Genomic DNA, 22,874 nt, shown 5'->3' with positions numbered 1-22,874 from the left:
GCCCCGAGCCGGAGCGCCCGGAGTCGGAGCGACCCGAGCCGGAGCGCCCTGAGTCGGACCGGCCGGACCCCGAGCCCGAGCGCCCCGAGTCGGAGCGGCCGCCGCCGGCCGGCGCCTCGCGGACCGGCGATGCGCGGAGGCGACCCTTCGACCCGCTCGGGATGTTCAGGTCGGCGAAGAGGTGCGGGGACGAGGAATAGGTCTCCATCGGCACGGGCGTGCCGAAGTCGAGCGCGTTGTTGATCAGCGTCCACTTGTGCATGTCGTCCCAGTCGACGAACGTGACGGCGATGCCGGTCTTGCCCGCGCGCCCGGTGCGGCCGACGCGGTGCAGGTAGGCCTTCTCGTCTTCGGGGATGGTGTGGTTGATCACGTGGGTGACGTCTTCGACGTCGATGCCGCGGGCGGCGACATCCGTGGCGATCAGGATGTCCTTCTTGCCGGCCTTGAATGCGGCCATCGCGCGTTCGCGCTGTTCCTGGTTGAGGTCGCCGTGCACGGCGGTCGCGTTGAAGCCCCGGTCGCCGAGTTCCTCGACAAGCTTGGCGGCGGCGCGCTTGGTGCGGGTGAAGATCACGGTCTTGCCGCGGCCCTCGGCCATCAGGATGCGGCCGATCACTTCGTCCTTGTCCATGTTGTGCGCGCGGTAGACGAGGTGCTCGATGTTGGCCTGCATCAGGCCCTCATCGGGGTCGCTCGCTCGGATGTGGATCGGGCGGTTCATGAACCGGCGGGCCAGGGCCACGATCGGGCCGGGCATCGTCGCCGAGAACAGCATGGTGTGGCGGGTCGAGGGGGTCTGCGAGAACAGCTTCTCGATGTCGGCGAGGAAGCCGAGGTCGAGCATCTTGTCGGCCTCGTCGAGCACCATCTCGCTCACATTGGCGAGGCTGAGCAGGCGCTGGCTGGCGAGGTCGAGCAGGCGGCCCGGGGTGCCGACGACGATCTGGGCTCCGGCCTTGAGCTGCTCGATCTGGCCCTCGTAGGCCTTGCCGCCGTAAATTGAGACGATCTTCGTGTCGCGGTTGCGGGCGGCGAGCTCGAGGTCCTCGCTGACCTGCACGCACAGTTCGCGGGTCGGCACGACGACGAGCGCCTGCACTCCCGGCTCGGGGTTGAGACCGAGGCGCTGGATCAGCGGGAGGCCGAAGCCGAACGTCTTGCCGGTTCCCGTCTTGGCCTGGCCGATGATGTCCTGGCCGCTGAGGGCGAGGGGAATGGTCTGGAACTGGATGGGGAAGGGCTCGAGGATGCCTTTATCTGCGAGGGCCTGGACCATGTCCTGGTCGATATTGAGTTCGGAGAAAGTCACGAATGTTTGCCTGTCATTAGCTGGATGCTGGAATGCGCCCGTTTTCTGCCTCGGGCACCGGCCACCGATCCATGCCGATGGCGTGGTCCAACCTTACCGGGCGACCCCTGTGAACTTGATGAGGCGCTCCGCGGGGACCGGCACTGTCCTATGCTGGGCGTGTGATCTCGTGGCTCGATCGACGCGCTAAGCGTGTGGAGATCCCTCGTCCGTCGACCAGGGGAGCACGTCTGTCGACCACCAAGGTGGACATCGCGGACCTGACACCCGAGTTGCTGCCCTTCCTCGGCCAGGCCGCATATTTCGAACTGGGAATGTTCGAGAATCTCGCCCAGGCGATCAGGCTCGCCCCCGACCTTGACTCCAAGGAGGGGCTGAGCGCGGCCGCGGGCCGGGCGCTCGCCAAACACCAGGGCCTCGTCGCGGAAATCCGCCGGCGCGGCGGGGAACCCTCCGAGGTGATGGCGCCGTTCGCGCCCGCACTCGACGACTTCCGGGCCAAGACAATGGGTGCGGATTGGCGCGAGCTGCTGCTGAGCTGCTACCTCGCCGGCGGCCTGCTCGACGACTTCTTCATCCGGCTGTCCGACGGGCTGCCCGGCGACGTCGGCCCGCGGGTGGCGCACCTGCTCGGCCAGGGCGCTGGCACCGACGTGCTCGTGAAGCATCTGAAGGCCGCCATCGACGGTGACCCACGGCTCGGCTCGCACCTGGCGTTGTGGGGGCGCCGCCTGGTCGGCGATACCCTGCTCGTGGCGCGGTCGGCCATCCCGGCCGCCGTTCCGGCGGCGGGCGCGTCCGCCCCTGGCGAGGAGCGGATCGAACCCGTCTTCACCGAGCTGATCGCGGCGCACACGCGCCGGATGGATGGCCTCGGCCTCACCGCCTGAGCGCCGTCACCGAGACTCGCGTCAGACGCGTCAGATCAGTCCAGACGAGTCTGGACGGGCCCGGGCCGGTAGGCGTTGCTCAGGCGTGGCCGGGGTGGCCGGTCTTCATCAGCGTGTGCAGCATCCGCCGGTCGCCCCGCGAGCGCGAGCGGCCCAGCTGGAGGTCGGCGGCAACGGATGCGACCGCCGCGAGGCCGAGCGACACCCACCAGATCCAGCCTTCGGCCCAGGCCCAGCCGAGCCAGGTCAGAGCGACCCAGGCGATCGCCGCGACGGCCGTGCCGACGGCCGGCACCAGCACGGACCCGTGGCTGTGCCGGCCGGGCAGCAGGTACCGGGCAGTGATCCCGAGCAGCGCGCCGCCGAGGGCGACGAAGAGGAGCTCCATGGCTGGTTAGGCGACGAAACCGACGCGGCGGGACGCCTCGGCGCCCAGTTCGACGTAGGCCAGCCCGATCGTGGGGACGATGTAGACCCGACCCTTGCTGTCGGAAAGCTTGAGGTAACCGGTCTGCCCGGCGAGGGCGGCAGCAACCGTCTCCTCGATCTCGTTCGCGGGCTGCGAGGTCTCGAAGCCAATCTCACGGGGAGAGTTGAAGATGCCAATGCGGATATCCACCAGATGCGCCTTTCGTTGCCTAAGCGCCCAGATTACGACAGAACGACCTGCCTGCCCGACATCGTTCACTGTCGGCGCAACCCGCTAGCTTTGAAAACGTGACAACCCTGGGATTCGCGCAGCGCACCGACACCGATTCCGCCGCCGATGGAGCCGCGAACACGGCCGGTTCCGGCCCGTTCGGCCGGGAATCCCGGCCGGGCCCGGTCGGCCTGGACGAGGCACAGCGCGCCGTGCTCGACCTCGCCGACGGCGTCTCGGCGGCCGTGATCGGCGCGCCGGGCACCGGGAAGACCACCGCCCTGGTCGAGCTCGTCGCCGACCGGGTGCTGCGGCGGGGCTACTCGCCGAGCGAGGTGCTCGTGCTGGTGCCCACCCGCACCGGCGCCACCGGGCTGCGTGACCGCCTCGCCCTGCGGCTGGGCGTGCCGACCAACGGCCCCCTGGCCCGCACGGCCAACTCGGTGGCGTTCCAGATCGTACGGGATGCCGTGGCGCGCACCGGCGGCCCGGCCCCGACCCTGCTCACCGGCGGCGAGCAGGACCAGATCATCGCCGAGCTGCTCCAGGGCCACCGGCTCGACCGGGCCGGACCCGACTGGCCGGCCACCCTGGGCGCCGACGTGCGCGCCCTGCGCGGTTTCCGCACGGAACTGCGCGACCTGATGATGCGCGCCGTCGAATACGGTGTGACCGCGGATGCCCTGGCCGGCCTCGGGCGCAGCACCGCTCGGCCGGAGTGGGTGGCCGCCGCCGAATTCATCCGCGGCTATGAAGACGTGAAGGACCAGTCCAGGCCCGGCCAGTACGACTCGACCGAGCTGGCGCAGTTCGCCGCCGCCGTGGTGGCGGACGCGCCCGCCGGTCCGGCCGGCGCGTCCGCCATCGGCGCGCTCGCCGGGCTGCGCCTGATCGTGCTCGACGACGCCCAGGAGCTCACCCAGGGCGTCCTGACCCTGATCCGCCAGTTCGCGGCCCGCGGGGTGGCCATCGTCGCGGCCGGCGATCCCGACATCAGCACCGGTTCCTTCCACGGCGCCCACCCGGATGCCCTCGGCCGGCTGTCGACCTACCTGGGCGGCATCCCCGTGACCACCCTGGTCCTCGGCACGGTGTACCGGCACGGAGACGCCATCCGCGGGGTGGTGCGCGGGATCAGCCATCGGATCGGCACCGCGGCCGCCGGCACCCAGCGCGCCGCCGGCGTCGCGGACCTCGCGGACGCCGTGGCGGCACCCGGGGAGACTGTCGGGCCGGATTCGCCCGCCGGCCTGCCATCCGGCCTGCCATCCGGCCTGCCCGCCGTGCAGGCGATCCTCGCGGCCAGTCCCGCCGACCAGCTCGCGGTCGTCGCGCGCCGCCTCCGGGAACGCCACGTGCTCGGCGGCGTCCCGTGGGGCCGGATGGCTGTCATCGCACGCAGCGGCTCCCTGGTGCCGTCACTGTCCCGCGGCCTCGCCGCGCTCGAGGTGCCGACCCAGGTGTCGAGCGCGCAGACCGCGCTGCGCGACGAATACGCGGTTCGTGCGTTCATCCTCGCCCTCGAGATCACCCTGGGACGCAAAGCCCTCGACCCCGACACGGCGGTCGACCTGCTCCGCGGCCCGCTCGGCGGCCTCGACCCGATCACGCTGCGCCGCCTCCGCGCCGCCCTGCGCCAACAGGACCTGCGCCAACAAGAGCCGAGCCAACAGGAGCCGAGCCGGGGCGACCTGCCGGCCGACGGCCACCGCAGCGCCGACGAGTTGCTCGTCGACGCGCTGGCCAACCCCGGACTGCTGGGCGGAATCGACAACCGCACCGCCCGCCGGGCTGCGAGCTGCGGCGAAAGCCTCCGCGCCGCGGCCGTCGAATACGACGCGGGCGCCACGATCGAGGAACTGCTCTGGGGGCTCTGGCAGCGCAGCGGGCTGGCCAGGGAATGGTACGACCAGGCCGCCGGCACCGGCCTCGTCGCCGACGAGGCCAACCACAACCTCGACGCCGTGGTCGCTCTCTTCTCCGCCGCCCAGCGGTATGTCGAGCGCACGCCGGCCGCCCCGCCCGTCCTGTTCCTCGAGCACCTCGTCGACACCGATGTGCCGGAGGACACCCTGGCTCCGCGCGCGCTCGGCGACGCGGTCGTCGTCTCCACCCCGAGCGGCCTGATCGGCCGCGACTTCGACCTCGTCGTCATCGCCGGGGTGCAGGCGAACGTCTGGCCCGACCTGCGCATCCGCGGCTCGCTGCTGGGCGCCGGCGACCTGGCGGCGCTCGCCGCCGGCCAGGTGCCGCAGCCGGGCGGCGAGCGCACCGCCGTGCTGCACGACGAGCTGCGGATGTTCGCCCAGTCCGCCAGCCGCGCCCGCACGGAACTGCTCGTCACCGCCGTCGACAACGAGGACAACGAGCCGTCGGTGTTCCTGCGGCTGCTGCCCGGCGCCGTCGGGGCCGGCGACCTCGACTCCGGCGACGCCAGCCGCTACCCGCTGTCGCTGCGCGGCCTGGTCGGCCGGCTCCGCCGCGACCTCACCCGGTTCGGCGGAGCGGCCGGTCCGGGCGACGAGACCACGGACAGGGCCACGGACAGGGGCACCGACCGGGCCACGGATGCCGCGGCCACCCTCGCCCGGCTCGCGAGGGAGGGCGTGGCCGGCGCGGCTCCCGGCCAGTGGTACGGCCTCACCGATCCGAGCACCGTGCGCCCGCTCAGCGACCGGGACGCCGGCGACGGGCCGGTGCGGGTCTCGCCCTCCCGGATGGCCGCGTTCGAAACGTGCCCGCTGCACTGGGTGATCGGGCAGGTCGGCGGCGGCACGTCGAACACCGCCGCCAACCTCGGCACGATCATCCACAAGGTGCTTGAGGAGTCCACCGACCGGAGCCCCGACGCGCTCTGGCAGGCCGTCGACGCCCGCTGGGACGAACTGCACTTCGACGCCGACTGGCAGTCACGGCTGCAGAAGGTCGAGGCGCGAGTGCTCACCGACCGGCTCGCGTCGTACCTGCTCGACTTCGAACACACCGGGGGTGCCCTGCTCAGCGCCGAGGGCACCTTCGCGCTCGACGTGGACGGCGCCGTGCTCTCCGGCACGGTCGACCGGGTGGAACGGCTCCGCGACGGCCGGGCCGTGATCGTCGACCTGAAGACCGGCCGCGGCGACCCCATCAGCGACGCCGGGGTGGCGGAGCATCCGCAGCTCGGCGCCTACCAGCTGGCCTTCACCGAGGGCGCCATCGACGGCATCCCGCCCGGCACACCGCTGGCCGGTGCCCGCCTGGTGATCGTCTCCTCCGGCACGGTCAGGCAGAACTACCGCAACCCCACCCAGCCTGCCTTCACCCCCGACGAGCTGGGCGCCTTCCGCCGCCGGGTGGGCGAGGACGCCGCCGGGATGGGCGGGGCCACCTTCGTCGCCGAAATCAGTACCCACTGCCTCGACCCGCGCTCGCACGGGTCCTGCCGAATCCACGTCATCAAGCAGGTCAGCTCATGAATGCACCCCGTTCCGCCGCGCCGAACTCAGCCCTGCAGAGCTCAGCCCTCCAGATCTCAGCCCTCCAGATCGCGGAGGCACTGGAGATGTTCCCGCCGACCAGGGAGCAGCAGGCCGTGATCGAGGCCCCGCTCGCACCCACCCTCGTCGTCGCCGGCGCCGGCAGCGGCAAGACCGAGACGATGGCGAACCGGGTGCTCTGGCTGCTCGCCAACGGCCACGCCCGGCCCGACCAGATCCTCGGGCTCACCTTCACCCGCAAGGCGGCCGGAGAACTGGCCGAGCGAATCGGCAAGCGGATCGACCAGCTCGACGCGAAGGGCCTGCTGCCGCAGGGCGAGTCGGCCGGGCCCGACGCGCCGCCGGTCGACGCGCCGCCGGTCGACGCGCCGCCGGTCGACTCGTCCGACCTGTTCAACAGCCCCACCGTCTCCACCTACAACTCGTTCGCCAGCCGCCTGTTCACCGACAACGCCCTGCTGCTCGGCCGGGAACCCGAATCGGTGCTGCTCAGCGAGACCAGCGCGTGGCTGCTCGCCCGGCGGGTCGTGGTCGAACACGGCGACCGCCGGCTGGTCCCCGTCGGCAAGAGCGTCGACGCGGTGACGGATGCCGTGCTCGCGTTCAGCCGTGCCCTCGCCGAGAACCCCCCGCCGGTCGCTCCGGGGCGGCAGCCAGCCAGCCACGACCTCGCCGGGCTGGCCGACGGTTTCGCCTACCTGCGCGACCTGCCCTTCGGCAACCCGCGCAAGAAGATCCCCTACGGCTCGGTCGACGAGTCGCTGGCCGCCGTCGGGCCGCTTCCGGTGCTGTTCGAACTGGCCGAACGGTACCGCAGCGAGAAACGCCGGCTCGGACTGATCGAGTTCTCCGACCAGGTGGCGCTCGCGCTGCAGGTCTGCCAGAAGGTGGAGAAGGTCGTCACCCGTTACCGCGACCAGTACCGGGTGGTGCTGCTCGACGAATACCAGGACACCTCGGTGCTGCAGACCGAGCTGCTGCACACCCTGTTCGCCCGGCATCCGGTGATGGCCGTCGGCGACCCGCACCAGTCCATCTACGGCTGGCGCGGGGCCAGCTCCGCCAACCTGCTCGGCTTCTCGCAGAGCTTCGCCGGCCGCTCCAACGCCGAGGCGCCGTCGATGTCGCTCTCCTACACCTGGCGCAACCCGGTGACGGTGCTCGGTGTGGCCAACATGCTCGTAGCGCCGCTCAGCGACGCGCTGCGGTCCCGGCCCGACGGCATCCAGGTGGACACCCTCAAGGTGCCGGTCGGCTCGGAGTCCGGAACGGTCGATGCCGTGATGAGCGAGACCATCGCCGAGGAGGCCCGTAGCGTCGCCCGGTGGTTCGCCGAACGGCTCACCACGGGCGGGGACCGCTCGGGGGCGATGCTCTTCCGCGCCCGCCGGGAGATGGAGTTCTTCGCCGAGGTGCTGCGCGAGAACGGGGTCCGCGCGCACGTGCTCGGCCTCGGCGGGCTGCTGTCCACGCCGGAGGTCACCGATGTCGTTAGCGTGCTCCGGGTCGTGGCTGACCCGGCGGCCGGCAGCGAACTCGTGCGGCTGCTCAGCGGCGGCCGCTACCGGGTGGGCCCCCGCGACCTGCAGCAACTGGCCGCGGTGGCGCGGTGGCTGGCAGCCCACGACTGGGCCCAGCAGGCGGTGACCGACGAACTCAAGGCGAAGATGCGGGCATCCGTCGCCGTCGACGAGGGCAGCTCACTTGTCGACGCGCTCGACTTCGTGGCGGCGGCGCCCGATCGCCACGGCCAGCTCTCCGGATTCAGCGAGCCGGGCCTGGCCCGGCTGCGCGCGGCGGGCCGCCAACTCGCCTGGCTCCGCTCCCGGGCCGGCCTGCCGCTGCTCGACTTCGTGCGCCTGATCGAACAGGAGACCCTGCTCGACGTCGAGCTCGTCGCCAACGAGGCGAACAGCCTCGGCCTGGCCAACCTCTACGCCTTCCACGACACCGTGTCGGCCTTCCTCGCCAGCGACGAGGTCGGCAGCCTGGCCGGCTTCCTGCGCTGGCTGGCCCGCGCCGAACGCTCCGACGACATGGGCCCGCGAGTCGAGCCGTCGGAGAAGGGCACCGTGCAACTGCTCACCGTTCACGGCGCCAAGGGGCTCGAATGGGACTACGTCGCCATCCCCAATCTCACCGAGAAGAGCCTGCCGGCCCAGACCAGGGAGGGGGCCGGCTGGCTGCGCTTCGGCGAGCTGCCCTATCCGTTCCGCGGCGACCGGGCCGAGCTCCCCGAGCTCCGCTGGCACGGGCACGACACCCAGCTCTCCTTCGACCTGGAATTCACGGCCTACAAGGAACAGCTCGCCGCCCGCCACGACGATGAGGAGCGCCGGCTGATCTACGTGGCCACGACCCGCGCCCAGCGGGGGCTCCTGCTCACCGGGTCGTTCTGGGGCAGCGGAAGCACCACGCGCAAACCGAGCCGGTACCTGCTGGAACTCGCAGGCGCCGGACTGATCGGCCCGGTCCGGCTGGTCAGCGACGCGTCGGAGAAGCCCGACGCCGGCCTCGACCAGGCGCAACGGTGGCCGTTCGACCCGCTCGGCGCGAGGCGCGCCGTCGTCGAGGCCGCGGCCGCGAGGGTCGATCGGGCCGCCGAGGCAGCCGAGGCGGGCACCGATGTGGAGACCCGCTGGTCGCACCCCGTCTCCCTCCTGCTCGAGGAACGGGCGCAACGCCTGGCCGGCTCCGGCCGGATGCCGATGCCCACCCGCATCCCCGCCTCACGGTTCAAGGACTTCGTCGACGACCCGGCCGACGCCCTGGCCCGCCTCCGCCGGCCGATGCCCGAGCGCCCGTACCGGGCCACCCGGCTGGGCACCCTGTTCCACTCCTGGGTGGAGCGCCGGGCCGGCGGGGCGAACGCCGGGGACGTCATCGACGCCGACCTCAATGAACTGGACCTCGGCGACCAGGGCCCCGACGTGTTCGACCTGGACCTCGACCAGGACCAGCCGCTCGAGCAGGCGCAGCTTGAACGGCTGCAACGCACCTTCGAGCGCTCACCCTGGGGCAGTCTCAAGCCCGAGGAGGTGGAGATCGAGATCCACCACGTGCTCGCCGGGCAGGTCTTCGTCTGCAAACTCGACGCCGTGTACCGCACCGAGACGGGCTACCAGGTCGTGGACTGGAAGACCGGCCGGGCGCCGAAGAACGCTGCGGACCTCGAACTCAAGCAGACCCAGCTCGCGCTGTACCGCCTCGCCTACGCGCGCTGGAAGGGCATCGACCCTGCCATCGTCGACGCCGTGTTCTACTTCGTCGCCGACGACACGGTCGTCGCCCCTGACCGGCTCTACTCGGAGGAGGACCTGGTGGCGGCCTGGTCGTCGGTGGCCGGCCCTGTGTCGATCTGAACCAGGCCGATCGGCCCGGTCGCGTCGTCCGCGAACAGGCCGGCCGAGGAGGTGCCGGAGCCCGAGCCGGTCGCGTCGGTCGGGGCGTCGGTCGCGTCGCCGGTGCCGTCGTCGTCGAACTCGCTCGGTCCGAATTCAGACAGGTTGTAGGCATCCGTGTGCATCGCCGAGGCCAGGTCGCGCCGGGGAATGCCGCGCGGCGTGGCGGCGAGCATGTTCTCCACGTCGGTGACGTCGAGGATGGGCCCGGTCTTCGGCGACAACGGATGCATGGTGTGCGTGTGCACGCTGTCGACCAGGCCGTCGAGCATGGCCACGGCGTCGTCGACGATTGGCTGGTTGCGGGTGTCGGTGCCGTGCAGCAGCCAGCGGGCGAGCTCCAGCTCGGCGTAGAGCATGGCGCGCTGGGTGATCCGGGGGTCGTTGCCCTGGCGTGCGGCGGAGTAGGACGCGACGGCCGATTCGCCGGCCGCGCCGCGGGACGCCAGCAGCCAATTCAGGTCGCGGGCCGGGTCGCCCACACTGAGCGCGGACCAGCCGAGCACTCCGGAGACGGCATCCTCGCTGATCAGGAACGACTCGGCCGACATGGACCCGTGCACGACGCAGGGTGCGAACTGCCAGAGGGAATCGTCGTCGGTGGCCAGCTCCCACCGGCGGAGCAGCGCCGCGGGGAGGTAGCCCGTCGCCGCAGCACGGTCGATCAGCTCGATCGTCGACGTGCGGCACTCCTCGGCGCTCTGCTGGGGGAGACCGGCCGTGCCGACGAACGCCGTCGGCAGGCCGTGGATCGCGGCGATGGCGCGCCCGATCGAACCGGACACGCCCGCGTGGCCGGTCAGGGCATCCGCGTCGAAGGAATCGCCGGGCAGGAGCTCGTAGACGACGGCGCGGGTGCCGCTGAGCGGGGCCTGGCCGACGAACTCGGGCACGTCGAACGGCAGCCGGCTGCGGGTGCCGGTCGTGAGCGCGCGCAACGCCACGAGATCGGCGGACTGCTCGGTCTCGGCGGCCTGGCTGGCCGGGACGCGGATGATCAGCTTGCGGCCGTCACGGTCGACGAGCAGGGCCGAGTCGAAGGCACCGTGGGCGCCGGGGGTGCGCGCGCTGGACCCGTGCAGCCGGGCCTGGACCACGTCGAGGCCCGGGACGGCGGAGGTGGCCAGCGCGGCTAGAGTGAAAGGGGATCTGGCCATGCCTACTAGGTTAGGTCGACTTCCCCTCGGCGCGGTTGTCCGCCACGCCCCCACACCTACTCGGCTGTCACGCCAGAGCCCCGAAGGGGTCACCATGTCGTTCTCTTTCACGGCCCGGTTGCCGCTGTCCCGTCACGCGGTCGACCGCGACCACGAGACCCGGTCACGGCCGGGCCTGTTCGACGAACTCTGGGCGGATGCCGGCACCCGCGTCCTCGCGCTGTGGCGCGGCTCGGTCCTGCTGGCACCACACGTCGCCGGCACCGCGGACGCGCCCCGGATCCTCCTGCTCGAGCCGCTCACCGTGCCGGAGGCGACCGTTCGGGTCTACCTCGGCCGGTCGCTGGCCGAGGACGCGGCCGAACCGGTGGGCACCCGTCTGGTGGCCGCGGTGCTCGGCGACGAGGCCGCGCTGTCCCTCGAGCCGGACCCGGAGGCCTGGGCGCCGCTGCGCACGGTGGCGACCACGCTGTCCGACCGTGACGCCGGCCTCTTCACCGAGGCCCTCGGCCTGGCGAACTGGCATCTCTCGCACACCCACTGCCCGCGCTGCGGCGCCGAGACCACGGTCGAGACCGCCGGCTGGAACCGGCTCTGCCCGGTGGACGGCGGCCAGGTCTTCCCACGCACCGACCCGGCGGTGATCGTTCTGGTCACCGACTCCGACGACCGTATCCTGCTCGGCTCGAACGCGCTCTGGGAGAACAACCGGTATTCGCTGCTCGCGGGTTTCGTCGAACCGGGCGAGTCGCTCGAGGCGGCCGTCATCCGGGAGATGTTCGAGGAATCCGGGCTCCGCGTCACCGACCCGGTCTACCTGGGTTCCCAACCCTGGCCGTTCCCGGCGTCGATCATGTTCGGCTTCACCGTCAGGCTCGCCGACGGCCAGTCACCGACCGCGCTGCTGCCCGACGGCGAGGAGATCCTCGACCTGCGGTGGTTCAGCCGCGACGAACTCCGCGCGTCAGAGGCGAGCATCATCCTGCCGGGGCGGTCGTCGATCGCCCGGGCGATCATCGAGGCGTGGCTGGGCGAACCGATCGACTTCGGACCGGACCAGGTGCACGGATGGCGCTGACCGGGGACGAGCTCCTGGCCGGCCTCGACGACCAGCAGAGGGTCGCCGCCGAGGCCCTCGTCGGGCCCGTCTGCATGCTCGCCGGCGCGGGGACCGGGAAGACCCGGGCGATCACCCACCGGATCGCCTATGGCGTGCTGACCGGCGCCTACGCGCCGGACCGGGTGATGGCCCTCACCTTCACGGCGCGCGCCGCCGCGGAACTTCGCGGCCGGCTGCGCCAGCTCGGCGCCGGCGGCGTGGCCGCGCGCACCTTCCACGCCGCCGCCCTGTCGCAGCTGAACTACTTCTGGCCGCACGTCGTCGGCGGGCAGGCGCCCCGCATCCTCGACGGCAAGGGCCGCCTGCTCGGGCACGCCGCCGAATCCCTGAAACTGAAACTGGACACGGCGACCCTGCGCGACCTCGCCGCGGAGATCGAATGGCGCAAGACCAGCGGGCTGAGCATCGAGCAGTATGGGGCGGGTATCGCCAGGCGCAGCCTGCCAGGGCGCCTCGACGTGGATCAGGTCCTGGCGATGCAGGAGGGCTACGAGCGGCTCAAGGACGAGCGCAAGCAGATCGACTTCGAGGATGTGCTCCTCGCCATGGCCGGCATGATCGAGGCGGAACCGTCGGTCGCCCTGCAGGTTCGGGAACAATACCGGTTCTTCATCGTCGACGAGTACCAGGACGTGTCGCCCCTGCAACACGACCTACTCACGCTCTGGCTGGGCGAGCGCCGAGACCTCTGCGTCGTCGGCGACGCCAGCCAGACCATCTACTCCTTCGCCGGGGCCCGCAGCGACTACCTGCTCAACTTCCCGAAGCGGTGGGAGGACGCGACCGTCGTGCGGCTCGAGCAGAACTACCGGTCCACCGCCTCGATCGTGGCCGCGGCGAACCAGCTGATGCGCGGGCGGGCGGGCGCCCTCACGCTGCACGCCCACGCCAGCGAGGAGGGCGTCGTGCCGATCGTGCGCGAGTACGCGAACGACATGGCGGAGGCCAGGGGAGTGGCGCAGAGCATCCTCGACCTCATCGAGGGGGGAACCCGGCCGGAGAACATCGCCGTGCTCTACCGGATGAACGTGCAGGCGGCGGTGCTGGAGACCGCGCTCGGCGATATCGGCGTGAACTACCAGATCCGCGGGTCGAAGCGGTTCTTCGACCTGGCCGAGGTGAAGCAGGCGGTGATGCAGCTGCGCGCGGCATCCGTCTCGATCATCGGCGAGCCCCTGTTCAAGTCGGTCAGCGATGTGCTGCGCTCGCTCGGCTGGAGCCAGACCGCACCCGACGCACCCGGGGCGGTGCGCGACCGGTGGGAATCCCTGAACGCGATCATGGGCCTCGTCGACCAGGCCGCCCCCGGGACGACGTTCCGCCAGTTCACCGACGAACTGATGGAACGCCAGGCCGGGCAGCACGAGCCGACCGTGTCGGCGGTGACCCTGGCCACCCTGCACTCGGCCAAGGGCCTCGAATGGGATGCCGTCTTCCTGGTCGGCCTGTCGGAAGGTCTGGTGCCGATCAGCTACGCCGGCAGCTTCGACCAGATCGATGAGGAACGGAGGCTCCTGTACGTGGGCATCACCCGGGCGCGGCGCCGGCTCGGTCTGAGCTGGTCGGCGGCCGGCCACCAGCAGCGGTCCCCGCGAGAGCAGTCACGGTTCCTGGCAGAGATCGGCATCCGCACCGCTCGTGTGGCCGGTGCTCGCGGCGCCTGATCGCCCCCGACGACACATCGATCACAAGTGACGTGCGGGCCAGGCCCGACCGGCCGGACTCCAGCCTGTCCTGCACGAGTCCGGCGACGCGCGCGGCGACCTCGATGCCCAGGCGGCGGGTTTCGGTCGGGGCGGTGCGGGTGATGAGCTGGCAGGCGATCGCCGGCCAGGCCGGGTCGGCATCGAGGTGGGTCAGCTCCAGGCAGTAGAGGCACGGGCCGACCCCCGGTTCGACGAGGGGACCCACGCGCACCTCACTGTCGCTGAAGACCACCGGCAGGTGGGGCACGTCACCGCGCAGCCAGCGGCCGTGCCGGGCCGGCTCGAGCGCGTAGTGGCCCACGATGACGGCCAGGGCGGGCGGGTTCGGTGCCACGGGATTCAGGGTGGCCCGGTGCAGCTCGGCCGGTTCGTGATCGGGCCCGACGATCTGAAGGCCGAGATCGCGAAGCAGCGCCCCGATCCGCAGCGCGGTCGGACCGACTCCGTCGACACAGACCAGCGCGGGGGAGCGCGGCGGCGGGGCGACGGGGGCCGGCTCCGCGCCGGCGGGCCGGGGCGCTCGTTCGGCGGTCACGATGAGGGCGGGGCGCAGGGCTTCCAGCAGCGCCAGGGTGGCGGCGTCGGATGTCCCGCCCCGCCGGCCGAGCATCATCGCGCCCGATCGCGGCACCCCGGTGACGAGGGCGGAGATGACGTGCTCCAGGCCGGCGCCGACGTCGGTAATCACGACCACAGGATGGTCGATGCCGATCTGGATGGTGTCGGGAGTGCGCCAGACGAGTGGGTAGCGGGGATTGAGTCGAAGGGTCATCCGGTGATGATGCCTGAGTCGCTGCCGGCCCGCGCGAGTCATCCACAGGACCAGCGGGCCGGTGCGGATGCCGCGGCAGGTGCCCCGCGGCCGGGTCCGCCCGATCCTCGGCTCCAACCCAGTCTTCGCCTTTAGGCTGGCCGGATGACGGCCAGAAGAGTTCTCGTGACCGGCGCCACCGGATACATCGGTGGGCGCCTTGTTCCCCTGCTGCTGGAATCCGGTCACGAGGTGACGGTGCTCGTGCGGTCCCCGCAGAAGCTGACCGACGTGCCCTGGAAAGACCGGGTCACGGTCGTGCAGGGCGACCTCGGCGACGCATCCGGTGTCCGGGCGGCGCTCGCCGGCATCGACACCGTGTACTACCTCGTGCACTCGATGGGCACCAGCGGCGACTTCGAGCGCACCGAACGCGTCGCCGCGCAGAACGTGGCCGATGCCGCCGCCGCGTGCGGAGCCGCCCGGATCGTGTACCTGGGCGGGCTCCACCCCGACGCGGCCGAGTTGTCCCAGCACCTCCGGTCCCGGGCCGAGGTGGGACGGATCCTCCTCGCCTCCGGGGTGCCGACGGCCGCGCTGCAGGCCGGGGTCGTGATCGGCTCCGGGTCGACCTCGTTCGAGATGATCCGGCACCTCACCGATGTGCTGCCCTACATGCCGGCGCCGAAATGGGTGCGCAACCGCATCCAGCCGATCGCGGTACGCGACGTGCTCTACTACCTCGTGGCCGCCGCCGACCTTCCCGCCGACGTCAACCGCACATTCGACATCGGCGGCCCCGACGTGCTCCGCTACGGCCAGATGATGAACGGCTACGCGCTCGAGGCAGGCCTCCGCCAGCGCCCGATCGCCTCACTGCCTGTGTTCACGCCGTGGCTCGCCTCGCAGTGGGTGAACCTCGTGACCCCGATCCCGCGCAGCCTCGCCGTGCCGATCATCGCCTCCCTGCAGAACGACTGCATCGTGCACGAGCGCGACATCGACCAGTACATCCCGCGGCCGCCCGGAGGCCTCACCGGGTACCGGCGGGCCGTGCGCCTCGCCCTCGGGCGGATGCGGGACGGTGACGTCGAGACGAGCTGGCGCAACGCGTCGATCGAGGGTGCCTCGAGCAATCCCCTGCCGAGCGACCCCGACTGGGCCGGCCATCTCGTGTATACCGACCTGAGGGAAAAGCACACGGCCGCGAAACCGGCCGACCTCTGGCGCATCATCGAAAGCATCGGCGGGGACAACGGCTGGTACTCGTTCCCGCTGGCCTGGGCGGTGCGCGGCTGGATGGACAAGATCGTCGGTGGCGTCGGCCTGCGGCGCGGCCGGCGAGATCCGCAGCGCCTGCACACCGGTGATGTGCTCGACTTCTGGCGGGTCGAGCAGATCGATCGGGGCCGTTTCCTGCGTCTGCGGGCGGAGATGCGCGTCCCCGGGCGGGCCTGGCTGGAAATGACCGCGGACCCGGCGCCCGACGGGGGCTCGACGTACCGCCAGCGGGCCGTGTTCTTCCCCCGCGGTCTTGGCGGCCGGCTCTACTGGTTCTCCATCCTGCCGTTCCACGGCGTCATCTTCAGCGGCATGGCCAACCGGATCACCGCCGCCGCCTCCGTGACGAGGGATGCCTCGGGCGGCACCGAAAACAAACCCGCCGGCGCGCCGGTGCCGGCCGGAAAACACTAGGCCGAGTGCCCTCGGCCGGGGCATGATTAATGCACGTGAGGGAGGCCGGTATGTCGCAGACTGTGGTGTTCGTGGGAGATGGACTCACGGCAGGGGGACGCTGGAATGACTGGCTTCCCGAATATGAGGTGCGGAACCTCGGTGTGAGCGGGTACACGACCGACCAGGTGGTGGCCTCGCTCACGGAGGTCGTCGCGACAGCGCCGGATGCCGTTGTGCTGCAGGTGGGCACGAACGACCTGGGCTGGCGACGCTCGGACGAGTATATTGTGCGCAACCTCGAGACCATCATGGTCGAGCTGCGCAAGCATCTGCCGGGCACCAGGATTCTGGTGGTCTCCGTTCTCCCTCGCGAACGCGACTACTGCGATGTCCTCCGCTCGATCAACCGCCACCTCCGTCAGTTCGCGCCCACCCAGCACGCCCAGTTCCTCGACCTCTGGCCGAGGATGGCCGAGCCCGACGGCGAGCTCGCGCTCGCTTTCACGACTGACCGGTTGCACCTCACCGAGGCGGGCTACTCGGCCTGGGTTGCGGAGCTCAAACCGGCGCTCGAATTTCTGTTCAAGAAACCGCCGTCGAGCACCTCGATCCCCATTCAGCACGTCTAGCCGGCCGCTCGCGCCGCCCGGCCGGTCGACCCCTGTCGGAGCAGTGGTCGAGCCCTGCGCTGGTCGAGCCTGTCGAGCCCCCCGGTCGTCGAGCCTGTCGAGACCGGATTGATTTCGACAGGCTCAATCACCGCCCGGTGGTCGAGCCTGTCGAGACCCCCGGTGGTCGAGCCCCCGGTGGTCGAGCCTGTCGAGACCTGCGGTGGTCGAGCCCTCCGGTGGTCGAGCCCCCCGGTGGTCGAGCCTGTCGAGACCCCCGGTGGTCGAGCGCCAACCCCGCAGCACCTCTCGTCACCAGGGGATGGGCCCGCTCGCGTCGTGGAAGGTTCCGGTCGGGCCATCGGCGCCGATCGTCGCGAGCCGCACCATCGCATCCGTGCCTTCGGTCACGGTCTGCGTGCCGCTGTGGCCATTGAGTGCCGTCGACGTGTAGCCGGGGTCGACGGCGTTGACACGAAGGTCGGGGAAGGCCTTCGCATACTGCACGGTGAGCATCGAGATGGCGGCTTTCGACGCGCTGTACGAGAGTGACGGATATCGCGACTCCATGCGTGCGGCGTCGGTGACGATTCCGAACGACCCCAGCCCGCTCGAGACATTGACGATCACGGGAGAGGCCGATTCACGCAGCAGCGGAAGCATCGCCTGGGTCACGCGCATGGCACCGAATACGTTCGTGTCGAACACCGCTCGAGCCTGGTCTGCGGTGACGTCGGCTGGTGGAGTGTCACGCCCGGCGATGCCCGCGTTGTTGACGAGCACGTCGAGCTTGCCCTCGAGCCGCTCGAGTTCTGCGGCTGCGCGCGTGACGGATGCGTCATCCGTCACGTCGAGCTGCACGAAGTGCGCGCCCAGGCTGGCTGCGGCGAGCCGGCCCTTCTCGGCGTCGCGCGCCGTGAGGTAGACGGTGTGTCCGAGCTCCACGAGGCGACGGGCGGCCTCGAAGCCGAGGCCCGTGCTGGATCCGGTGATCAGTGTGATTGTCATGTGTCGAGGATGCGCGTCATCCGGCCATCGTTCGAGGCACTGGTTGTCCGTGGGACTGGCCGTACCACGCTGGGGTGACGCGGGCGGGGGAGACTGGAGGCATGACATCGGAACTCGCATCCGTGCTGCGGGCCTGGCGCAACCGGGTGTCCCCGGAGGCGGTTGGCATGCCGGCCGGCGCCGGACGACGCACTCCGGGGCTGCGGCGCGAAGAGCTCGCTGCCCTCGCCGGGCTCTCGGTCGACTACGTCGTGCGCCTCGAACAGGGCCGCGCGAGCGCTCCCTCCGCGCAGGTACTGGGCTCCCTGGCACGATCGCTCCGTCTCACGAACGACGAGCGCGACCACCTCTACCGGGTCGGCGGCGCGATCGTGCCGACCGACAGGAATCTGCCGCGCCACATCACGCCCGGCATCCAACGAATAGTCGATCGGCTCGCCGACACGCCCTCGAGCGTCTACTCGGCCGCCTGGGACATCCTGCTGTGGAACCCGCTGTGGGCGGCCCTCCTGGGTGACCCATCGACGCTCGCGTCGCGGAACCGGAACCTTGTTTGGCACTTCTTCACCGAGGGTGAGGCGCCCGTCGTCCGGGATGCTGCATCCCGTCTCGGCTTCGCGCGCGACATCGTCGCCGACCTGCGGATCGCGTTCGGCCGATATCCGGATGACTCCAACCTCGCCCGACTCGTCGACGACCTCCGCTCGTCGAACGACGAATTCGCCGCACTGTGGAGCACGTTGTCCGTCAGCCGACATCTCGCCGAGCGCAAGACGATCGCGTCGGCCCTCGTCGGCGAGATCACCCTTGATTGCGACGTGCTCACCGTGCCCGGTAGCGACCTTCGCCTGGTCGTCTACAGCGCCGAGGCGGGCACCGTGGACGCCGGCAAGCTCGACGTGCTCCGCGTCGCCGGACTGCAGGCATTCGCCACTACCATCGCGGTGGGTCCTCATCCATCAACGGAGCCGACGCTACTGACAGCGCCATCTCATGCGGACTCGAATGGCATGCTTTGAGGAACGGAGGCGCCCAGAGCCAGTACGACCAGTGAACGGCCTGACAGAGTCGGTGCCGGGTTTCGAGCATGCGCTGCGGTGGTCGAGCCCCGCGGTCGTCGGGCCCCGCGGTGGTCGAGCCTGTCGAGACCGGGCTCAATCACCGTCCGGTGGTCGAGCCTGTCGAGACCGGGCTCAATCACCGGCGGGGGTGGGTGGCTTGTTGGGCTCGGTGGGTGGCGCCGGGTTGCCAGGTGGTGGTGGTGCCTGCCCAGGCTGGTGCGCTGACTTGGGGTTTGCCGCGGATCATGCGGATGCGCCAGCCGGAGGTGTCGATGCTGTGGTGGTGGTACCAACAGAGGAGGACGCCGTTGTCGATGTCGGTGTTTCCGTGTTTCTGCCAGGGGATGACGTGGTGGACTTCGCACCAGTGTGCGGCGACGCGGCAGCCGGGGATGATGCACCCTCCGTCGCGGGCGGCGATGGCTTTGCGTTGCGCGGTGGTGAAGAAGCGTTCCTTGCCGCCGAGGTAGAGCACTTCGCCGTTGCCGCCGAAGAGGATTTTCTGGTATCCGCCGGTGCAGATGAGCTGTTTCACGCTCCGCAGTGACACGGGCGCTTCGACGCCGTCGATCCAGCCGACCCCGGTGTCGGCGGCCAGGTCGGTGGCGTTCACGTGCACCATCACGGTCGGTGCCGCGCCGCCCATTCTCGGGGTGTCGGGGTGTCGGGCGGCCGCGGAGAACACGCCGCGGAGGATGTCCGCGCGTTTCTCCCCGCCGGTGCGGTCGTCGCCGCGCGCGGCGGCGCCGTCGGCGCCGGGGACCAGCTCCCCGCCCTGGATCAGGGCTTGTTCTTCTTCGGTCGGGAACGCGGGTGCCGCGTGTGCGGAGAGGTAGCTGTCGAAGACGCCGTTGAGGATGCCGCGGAGGTCCGCGGTGACCGCGCCCCGCAGCGGGTACACGCCGCGGGTGAGGCGGCCGAAGCCGATAGTGCTGCGCGGTTCGAGCAGGGAATCGTTGGGGGCGGCGCCGTCGGGGTCGAGGCGGGCCTGCCATTGGCCGGCCAGGCCGCGGACGAGGTCGGCGGGGAATGCGAATCCTTCGCCGGGCAGTCCGCGGGTCTCATCGGTGCTCGCGCCGGTCGCGGAGGCGACCAGGGCGCGTTCGGCTGTATGCAGGTCATCGGGGGCGACCCGCGGACTCACCTGGTCGAGGGCGGTCACGATCGCATCGGCCGCGTCGACCCCGAGCGCCCCGGAGGTCAGCCCGGCCGCGACGGCCGGGTAGTACGGTGGGAGCAGCATCGCCCCGCTCATCCGTTCGGTCACGTTCTCGCCGAGCCGGAGCCGTCTCGTGGCTTCCCGGCCCGACACCCGGGTGACCCGGGTGATCAGATCGATCTGGCCCTGGCAGCCCAGCTTCCACGCCAACGAGTCATGACCCAGACCGTTCCTGGCCCGGGAACCGACCTCCGCCGCCGCCCCGACCCGGGCCGCATCCACCCGCCGGCCCAGGTCTTCGACCGCGCCGAGCACCGCGACCGCCTCCGCGTCGCTGAGCAACCCGAACGCGATCCCGTCCAACGCCGCGGCCACCGACTCCCGCACCCGCCCGATCAACTGCGCCGGCCCGCCCGGATCGGAAGCCGAGTCCGAGCCGATCATGCCGAACGCTGACCGATTCGCCGCCCCTGCCGGGGCGGCCTGTGACTGCGGATTCGAGGCTTCTGCCATGCCACCAGTGTACTCTAAATCGAACACAAAGTCGAGACTCTGTCATTATATTTTTATACAAAATCGATTAATGGTTCGAGTAAAGCGGGCGTGTCAGGCCGATGCCGCCTTCGACGCGGCGCTGCCCAGGTCGGCGCGTGATTCGGAGAATCGAACGAGGTAGCCGTCCGGGTCCTGCACCAGGAACTGGGACACCCCGGCCCTGGTGTCTCCCGTTTGATACCACGTGGTTTCCGGGGCCAGGAAGAGCGGCCAGCCTGCGGCCGTCAGTCGTTCGACCAGGGGCGTGATCGCCGGAACCGCGACCTGGAAGTTCACCCCACGGCCGAGGGGCCGGTCCAGGGCGCCGGAAACCCAGTCGCGGCCGATCCCGATCTGGTCGAGCATGAGGTGCGCCGTTCCGCAGCGGAGGTAGGCGAAGCCCTCCTCTGGCCGGTCGTAGAGCACCTCGAACCCGCAGAGCCTGACCCAGAAGCCGAGGCTGGCGCCGAGATCGCCGACCAGCAGCTCCGGCACGAGGCCGGGAAAATCCTTGGGGTCCAGTTCCGCCTGATTATCCATGCCACCCAGTATGGTCGTGGCCGGCCCGCGGATCGCCCGGCCCCGGGGCCGCAGGCGAACCGCGTCAGGCCCGGTTGTTGTTGAGCTCGAACACCTATTGATGTCTTCGATCATGCGTTCAGGGCACCGCAATTCCCTATACCCCGGTGGGGTACTGTCAGACCGGTCCGGGCGCCTGAGTAGAGTTGGGGGCATGCGTCGACTGGTTCACCTTCTCCTGTCCGGTTCGCTGGTGCTCGCGGTCTCGCTCGGCGCGCTCGTGCTGCTCGGGGTGCCGACCTCGTCCCCGGCCAGCGCATCGGTGCCAGGGGTGACGACTGCTGAGCAACCGGCGCCCGGGCCCGGCACCCTCCGCTCCGGCACCGACGATTTCACCTTCGATTCGTGGCACTCGGAGTTCCGGCTCGGCCTCACCGAGGACGGCCACTCCACCCTCACCACCACGGAGACGATCGTCGCCCGGTTCCCTGACGAAGACCAGAACCACGGCATCCGTCGCGCGATCCCGACCCACTACGACGCCCACCCGACCGGGCTCACCCTGGTCAGTGTCACCGACGAGAACGGCACGCCCCGGGCCTCGGAAAGCGAAACGACCAGCGACAACGGGCCGGAGTTCCTCACCGTGACGATCGCGGCCGACGACTTCGTCCACGGCGCGCAGACCTATGTGATCACCTACCGCCAGATCGATGTCACCCTCGTGCCCGACAACGCGAACGACGAGGAGTTCTACTGGGAGGTCAACGGCACGGGCTGGAACCAGCCGTTCGGCGAGGTCTCGGCGACGCTGACCGTGGCGGACGCGCTCGTGCCCAGGCTCACCGGCCAGACGGACTGCTACCAGGGCGGAACCGACTCGTCCGCCGCCTGCGCGGGCCTCACCAGCTCGGCCGACGGCAGTCAGGTCAGCGCAACCGCCGGCGCCCTCGGCCCGCACGAGGGACTCACCATGGTGGTCGCGTTCGAACCCGGCACCTTCGTGCCACGGGACTCGTCCTTCACGGCGAACCCGTTTCCGAGCATCGGCCTCGGCGCGGCGCTGATCGGCCTGGTCGCGGCGATCATGGCCTCCGTGCAGCGGGCCACCCGCTGGCGCAACGCCCCGGGCCGCCCCACGATCATCGCCGAATACCTGCCGCCGAAGGGTGTCAACCTGCTCCAGGCCGGCGACGTGTCCGCGGCGTCCACCAAGGCCATGGCTGCGCAGTTCCTCTCCTTCGCCGTGCGCGGGAACGTGCGGGTGCTCGAGGGTGACGGCAAGAAGCACTACCTGCTCGAGCTGCGGCACGCCCGCGGCCTCGACCCGACCGAGCACGCGCTGCTCGCCACGCTCTTCCCCCGTCTCGCCCCCGGCACGGTGCGCGACCTGAAGGCGAAGGACACCGGGCTGGCAACCGCGCTGCTGGCCCAACAACGCTCCAACCGCAAACGGATGCTCGCCGACGGCCTTCGGGAAATCCGGGGCGGTTCGACCCGCCGCTGGCTGCTGTTCGCGGCCGGGGCCAGCGCCGTGGTCGCGGTCGTCGCGAGCGTGATCGGCCTGGCCAGCGAGATCGGCGGAGGCTGGCCGGCCCTGGTGCTCGTGTTGGGCATCCTCTTCGCCGTGGCGACGATGATCATGGCCGGGAGCGTGCGGCCGCTCACCGCGGCCGGCTCCGAGCTGCGCGACTACCTCACGGGCGTGAAACTCTACATCGGGGTGGCAGAGGCCGACCGGCTCCGCGTGCTGCAGAGCCCGGCGGGCGCCCTCCGCTCGCCGTACCGGCCCGACCCGGCCGCGGTTCTGGCCGAAGCCCGGCTGGCGGAAGCCGGGCCGGCCGAGGCCGGGCCG

16 protein-coding genes are annotated in these 22,874 nt (G+C 70.9%); 9 read left to right on the top strand and 7 right to left on the bottom strand.

Features of this window, described 5'->3' with window-relative positions:
* On the bottom strand, positions 1-1,312 hold a 1,312-nt coding region (locus E3T48_RS01215; RefSeq protein WP_134522064.1), incomplete at its 3' end, for a DEAD/DEAH box helicase.
* 161 nt (positions 1,313-1,473) lie between these two features.
* On the opposite strand from E3T48_RS01215, the gene E3T48_RS01210 reads away from it, so the two are divergent.
* On the top strand, positions 1,474-2,202 hold the full coding sequence (locus tag E3T48_RS01210; protein ID WP_241986514.1) for a ferritin-like fold-containing protein: 729 nt from the start codon (positions 1,474-1,476) through the stop codon (positions 2,200-2,202).
* A 79-nt stretch (positions 2,203-2,281) separates the two neighbouring features.
* Here the strand turns inward: E3T48_RS01210 and E3T48_RS01205 are convergent, their stop codons facing one another.
* Both E3T48_RS01205 and E3T48_RS01200 read right to left on the bottom strand, forming a co-directional pair.
* On the bottom strand, positions 2,282-2,590 hold the full coding sequence (locus E3T48_RS01205) for a hypothetical protein (RefSeq protein WP_134522063.1): 309 nt from the start codon (positions 2,588-2,590) through the stop codon (positions 2,282-2,284).
* Positions 2,591-2,596: 6 nt separating this feature from the next.
* Positions 2,597-2,821, bottom strand: coding sequence for a DUF3107 domain-containing protein (locus E3T48_RS01200; RefSeq protein WP_134522062.1), 225 nt, complete (start codon positions 2,819-2,821; stop codon positions 2,597-2,599).
* A gap of 98 nt (positions 2,822-2,919) precedes the next feature.
* Between E3T48_RS01200 and E3T48_RS01195 the strand changes: the two genes are divergently transcribed.
* The gene (locus E3T48_RS01195) at positions 2,920-6,297 is read left to right on the top strand and encodes an ATP-dependent helicase (RefSeq protein ID WP_241986512.1); all 3,378 of its coding nucleotides are present in this window, start codon (positions 2,920-2,922) and stop codon (positions 6,295-6,297) included.
* A complete protein-coding gene (locus E3T48_RS01190) occupies positions 6,294-9,680 on the top strand; it encodes an ATP-dependent helicase (protein ID WP_134522061.1) in 3,387 nt (1,128 codons plus the stop codon). Before E3T48_RS01195 ends, E3T48_RS01190 begins: the two co-directional genes overlap by 4 nt.
* Here the strand turns inward: E3T48_RS01190 and E3T48_RS01185 are convergent.
* A complete protein-coding gene (locus tag E3T48_RS01185; RefSeq protein WP_134522060.1) occupies positions 9,620-10,876 on the bottom strand; it encodes a phosphotransferase in 1,257 nt (418 codons plus the stop codon). The two genes, E3T48_RS01190 and E3T48_RS01185, sit on opposite strands and share 61 nt — an antisense overlap.
* A 94-nt stretch (positions 10,877-10,970) precedes the next feature.
* Between E3T48_RS01185 and nudC the strand changes: the two genes are divergently transcribed.
* The 4 genes from nudC (at position 10,971) to E3T48_RS01165 (ending at position 16,759) form a co-directional block, all read left to right on the top strand.
* The gene (gene nudC / locus E3T48_RS01180; RefSeq protein WP_134522059.1) at positions 10,971-11,954 is read left to right on the top strand and encodes an NAD(+) diphosphatase; all 984 of its coding nucleotides are present in this window, start codon (positions 10,971-10,973) and stop codon (positions 11,952-11,954) included.
* Entirely contained in the window at positions 11,945-13,660 is a 1,716-nt protein-coding gene (locus tag E3T48_RS01175; RefSeq protein WP_134522058.1) for an ATP-dependent helicase, read from the top strand. Before nudC ends, E3T48_RS01175 begins: the two co-directional genes overlap by 10 nt.
* A gap of 958 nt (positions 13,661-14,618) precedes the next feature.
* The gene (locus E3T48_RS01170) at positions 14,619-16,148 is read left to right on the top strand and encodes an SDR family oxidoreductase (protein WP_134522057.1); all 1,530 of its coding nucleotides are present in this window, start codon (positions 14,619-14,621) and stop codon (positions 16,146-16,148) included.
* 50 nt (positions 16,149-16,198) lie between these two features.
* Entirely contained in the window at positions 16,199-16,759 is a 561-nt protein-coding gene (locus tag E3T48_RS01165) for a GDSL-type esterase/lipase family protein (protein WP_241986510.1), read from the top strand.
* 291 nt (positions 16,760-17,050) lie between these two features.
* Here E3T48_RS01165 and E3T48_RS01160 read toward each other — a convergent pair whose 3' ends face one another.
* On the bottom strand, positions 17,051-17,746 hold the full coding sequence (locus E3T48_RS01160; RefSeq protein ID WP_134522055.1) for an SDR family oxidoreductase: 696 nt from the start codon (positions 17,744-17,746) through the stop codon (positions 17,051-17,053).
* A gap of 101 nt (positions 17,747-17,847) precedes the next feature.
* Between E3T48_RS01160 and E3T48_RS01155 the strand changes: the two genes are divergently transcribed.
* Complete coding sequence (locus tag E3T48_RS01155; protein WP_134522054.1) at positions 17,848-18,765, top strand: helix-turn-helix transcriptional regulator; 918 nt, start codon at positions 17,848-17,850, stop codon at positions 18,763-18,765.
* 178 nt (positions 18,766-18,943) lie between these two features.
* Here the strand turns inward: E3T48_RS01155 and E3T48_RS01150 are convergent, their stop codons facing one another.
* Positions 18,944-20,479, bottom strand: a complete 1,536-nt coding sequence (locus E3T48_RS01150) for an HNH endonuclease signature motif containing protein (protein ID WP_134522053.1) — start codon at positions 20,477-20,479, stop codon at positions 18,944-18,946.
* A gap of 93 nt (positions 20,480-20,572) precedes the next feature.
* Positions 20,573-21,040, bottom strand: coding sequence for a bleomycin resistance protein (locus tag E3T48_RS01145; RefSeq protein WP_134522052.1), 468 nt, complete (start codon positions 21,038-21,040; stop codon positions 20,573-20,575).
* Positions 21,041-21,233: 193 nt separating this feature from the next.
* On the opposite strand from E3T48_RS01145, the gene E3T48_RS01140 reads away from it, so the two are divergent.
* Positions 21,234-22,874 (top strand): DUF2207 family protein (locus tag E3T48_RS01140; protein ID WP_166789586.1); only part of this gene is annotated, 1,641 nt, incomplete at its 3' end.

This window comes from Cryobacterium fucosi, assembly GCF_004403515.1.
In the GTDB taxonomy this organism is placed as follows: Bacteria; Actinomycetota; Actinomycetes; order Actinomycetales; family Microbacteriaceae; genus Cryobacterium; species Cryobacterium fucosi.
This window is presented reverse-complemented; position numbering and strand designations above follow the sequence as displayed.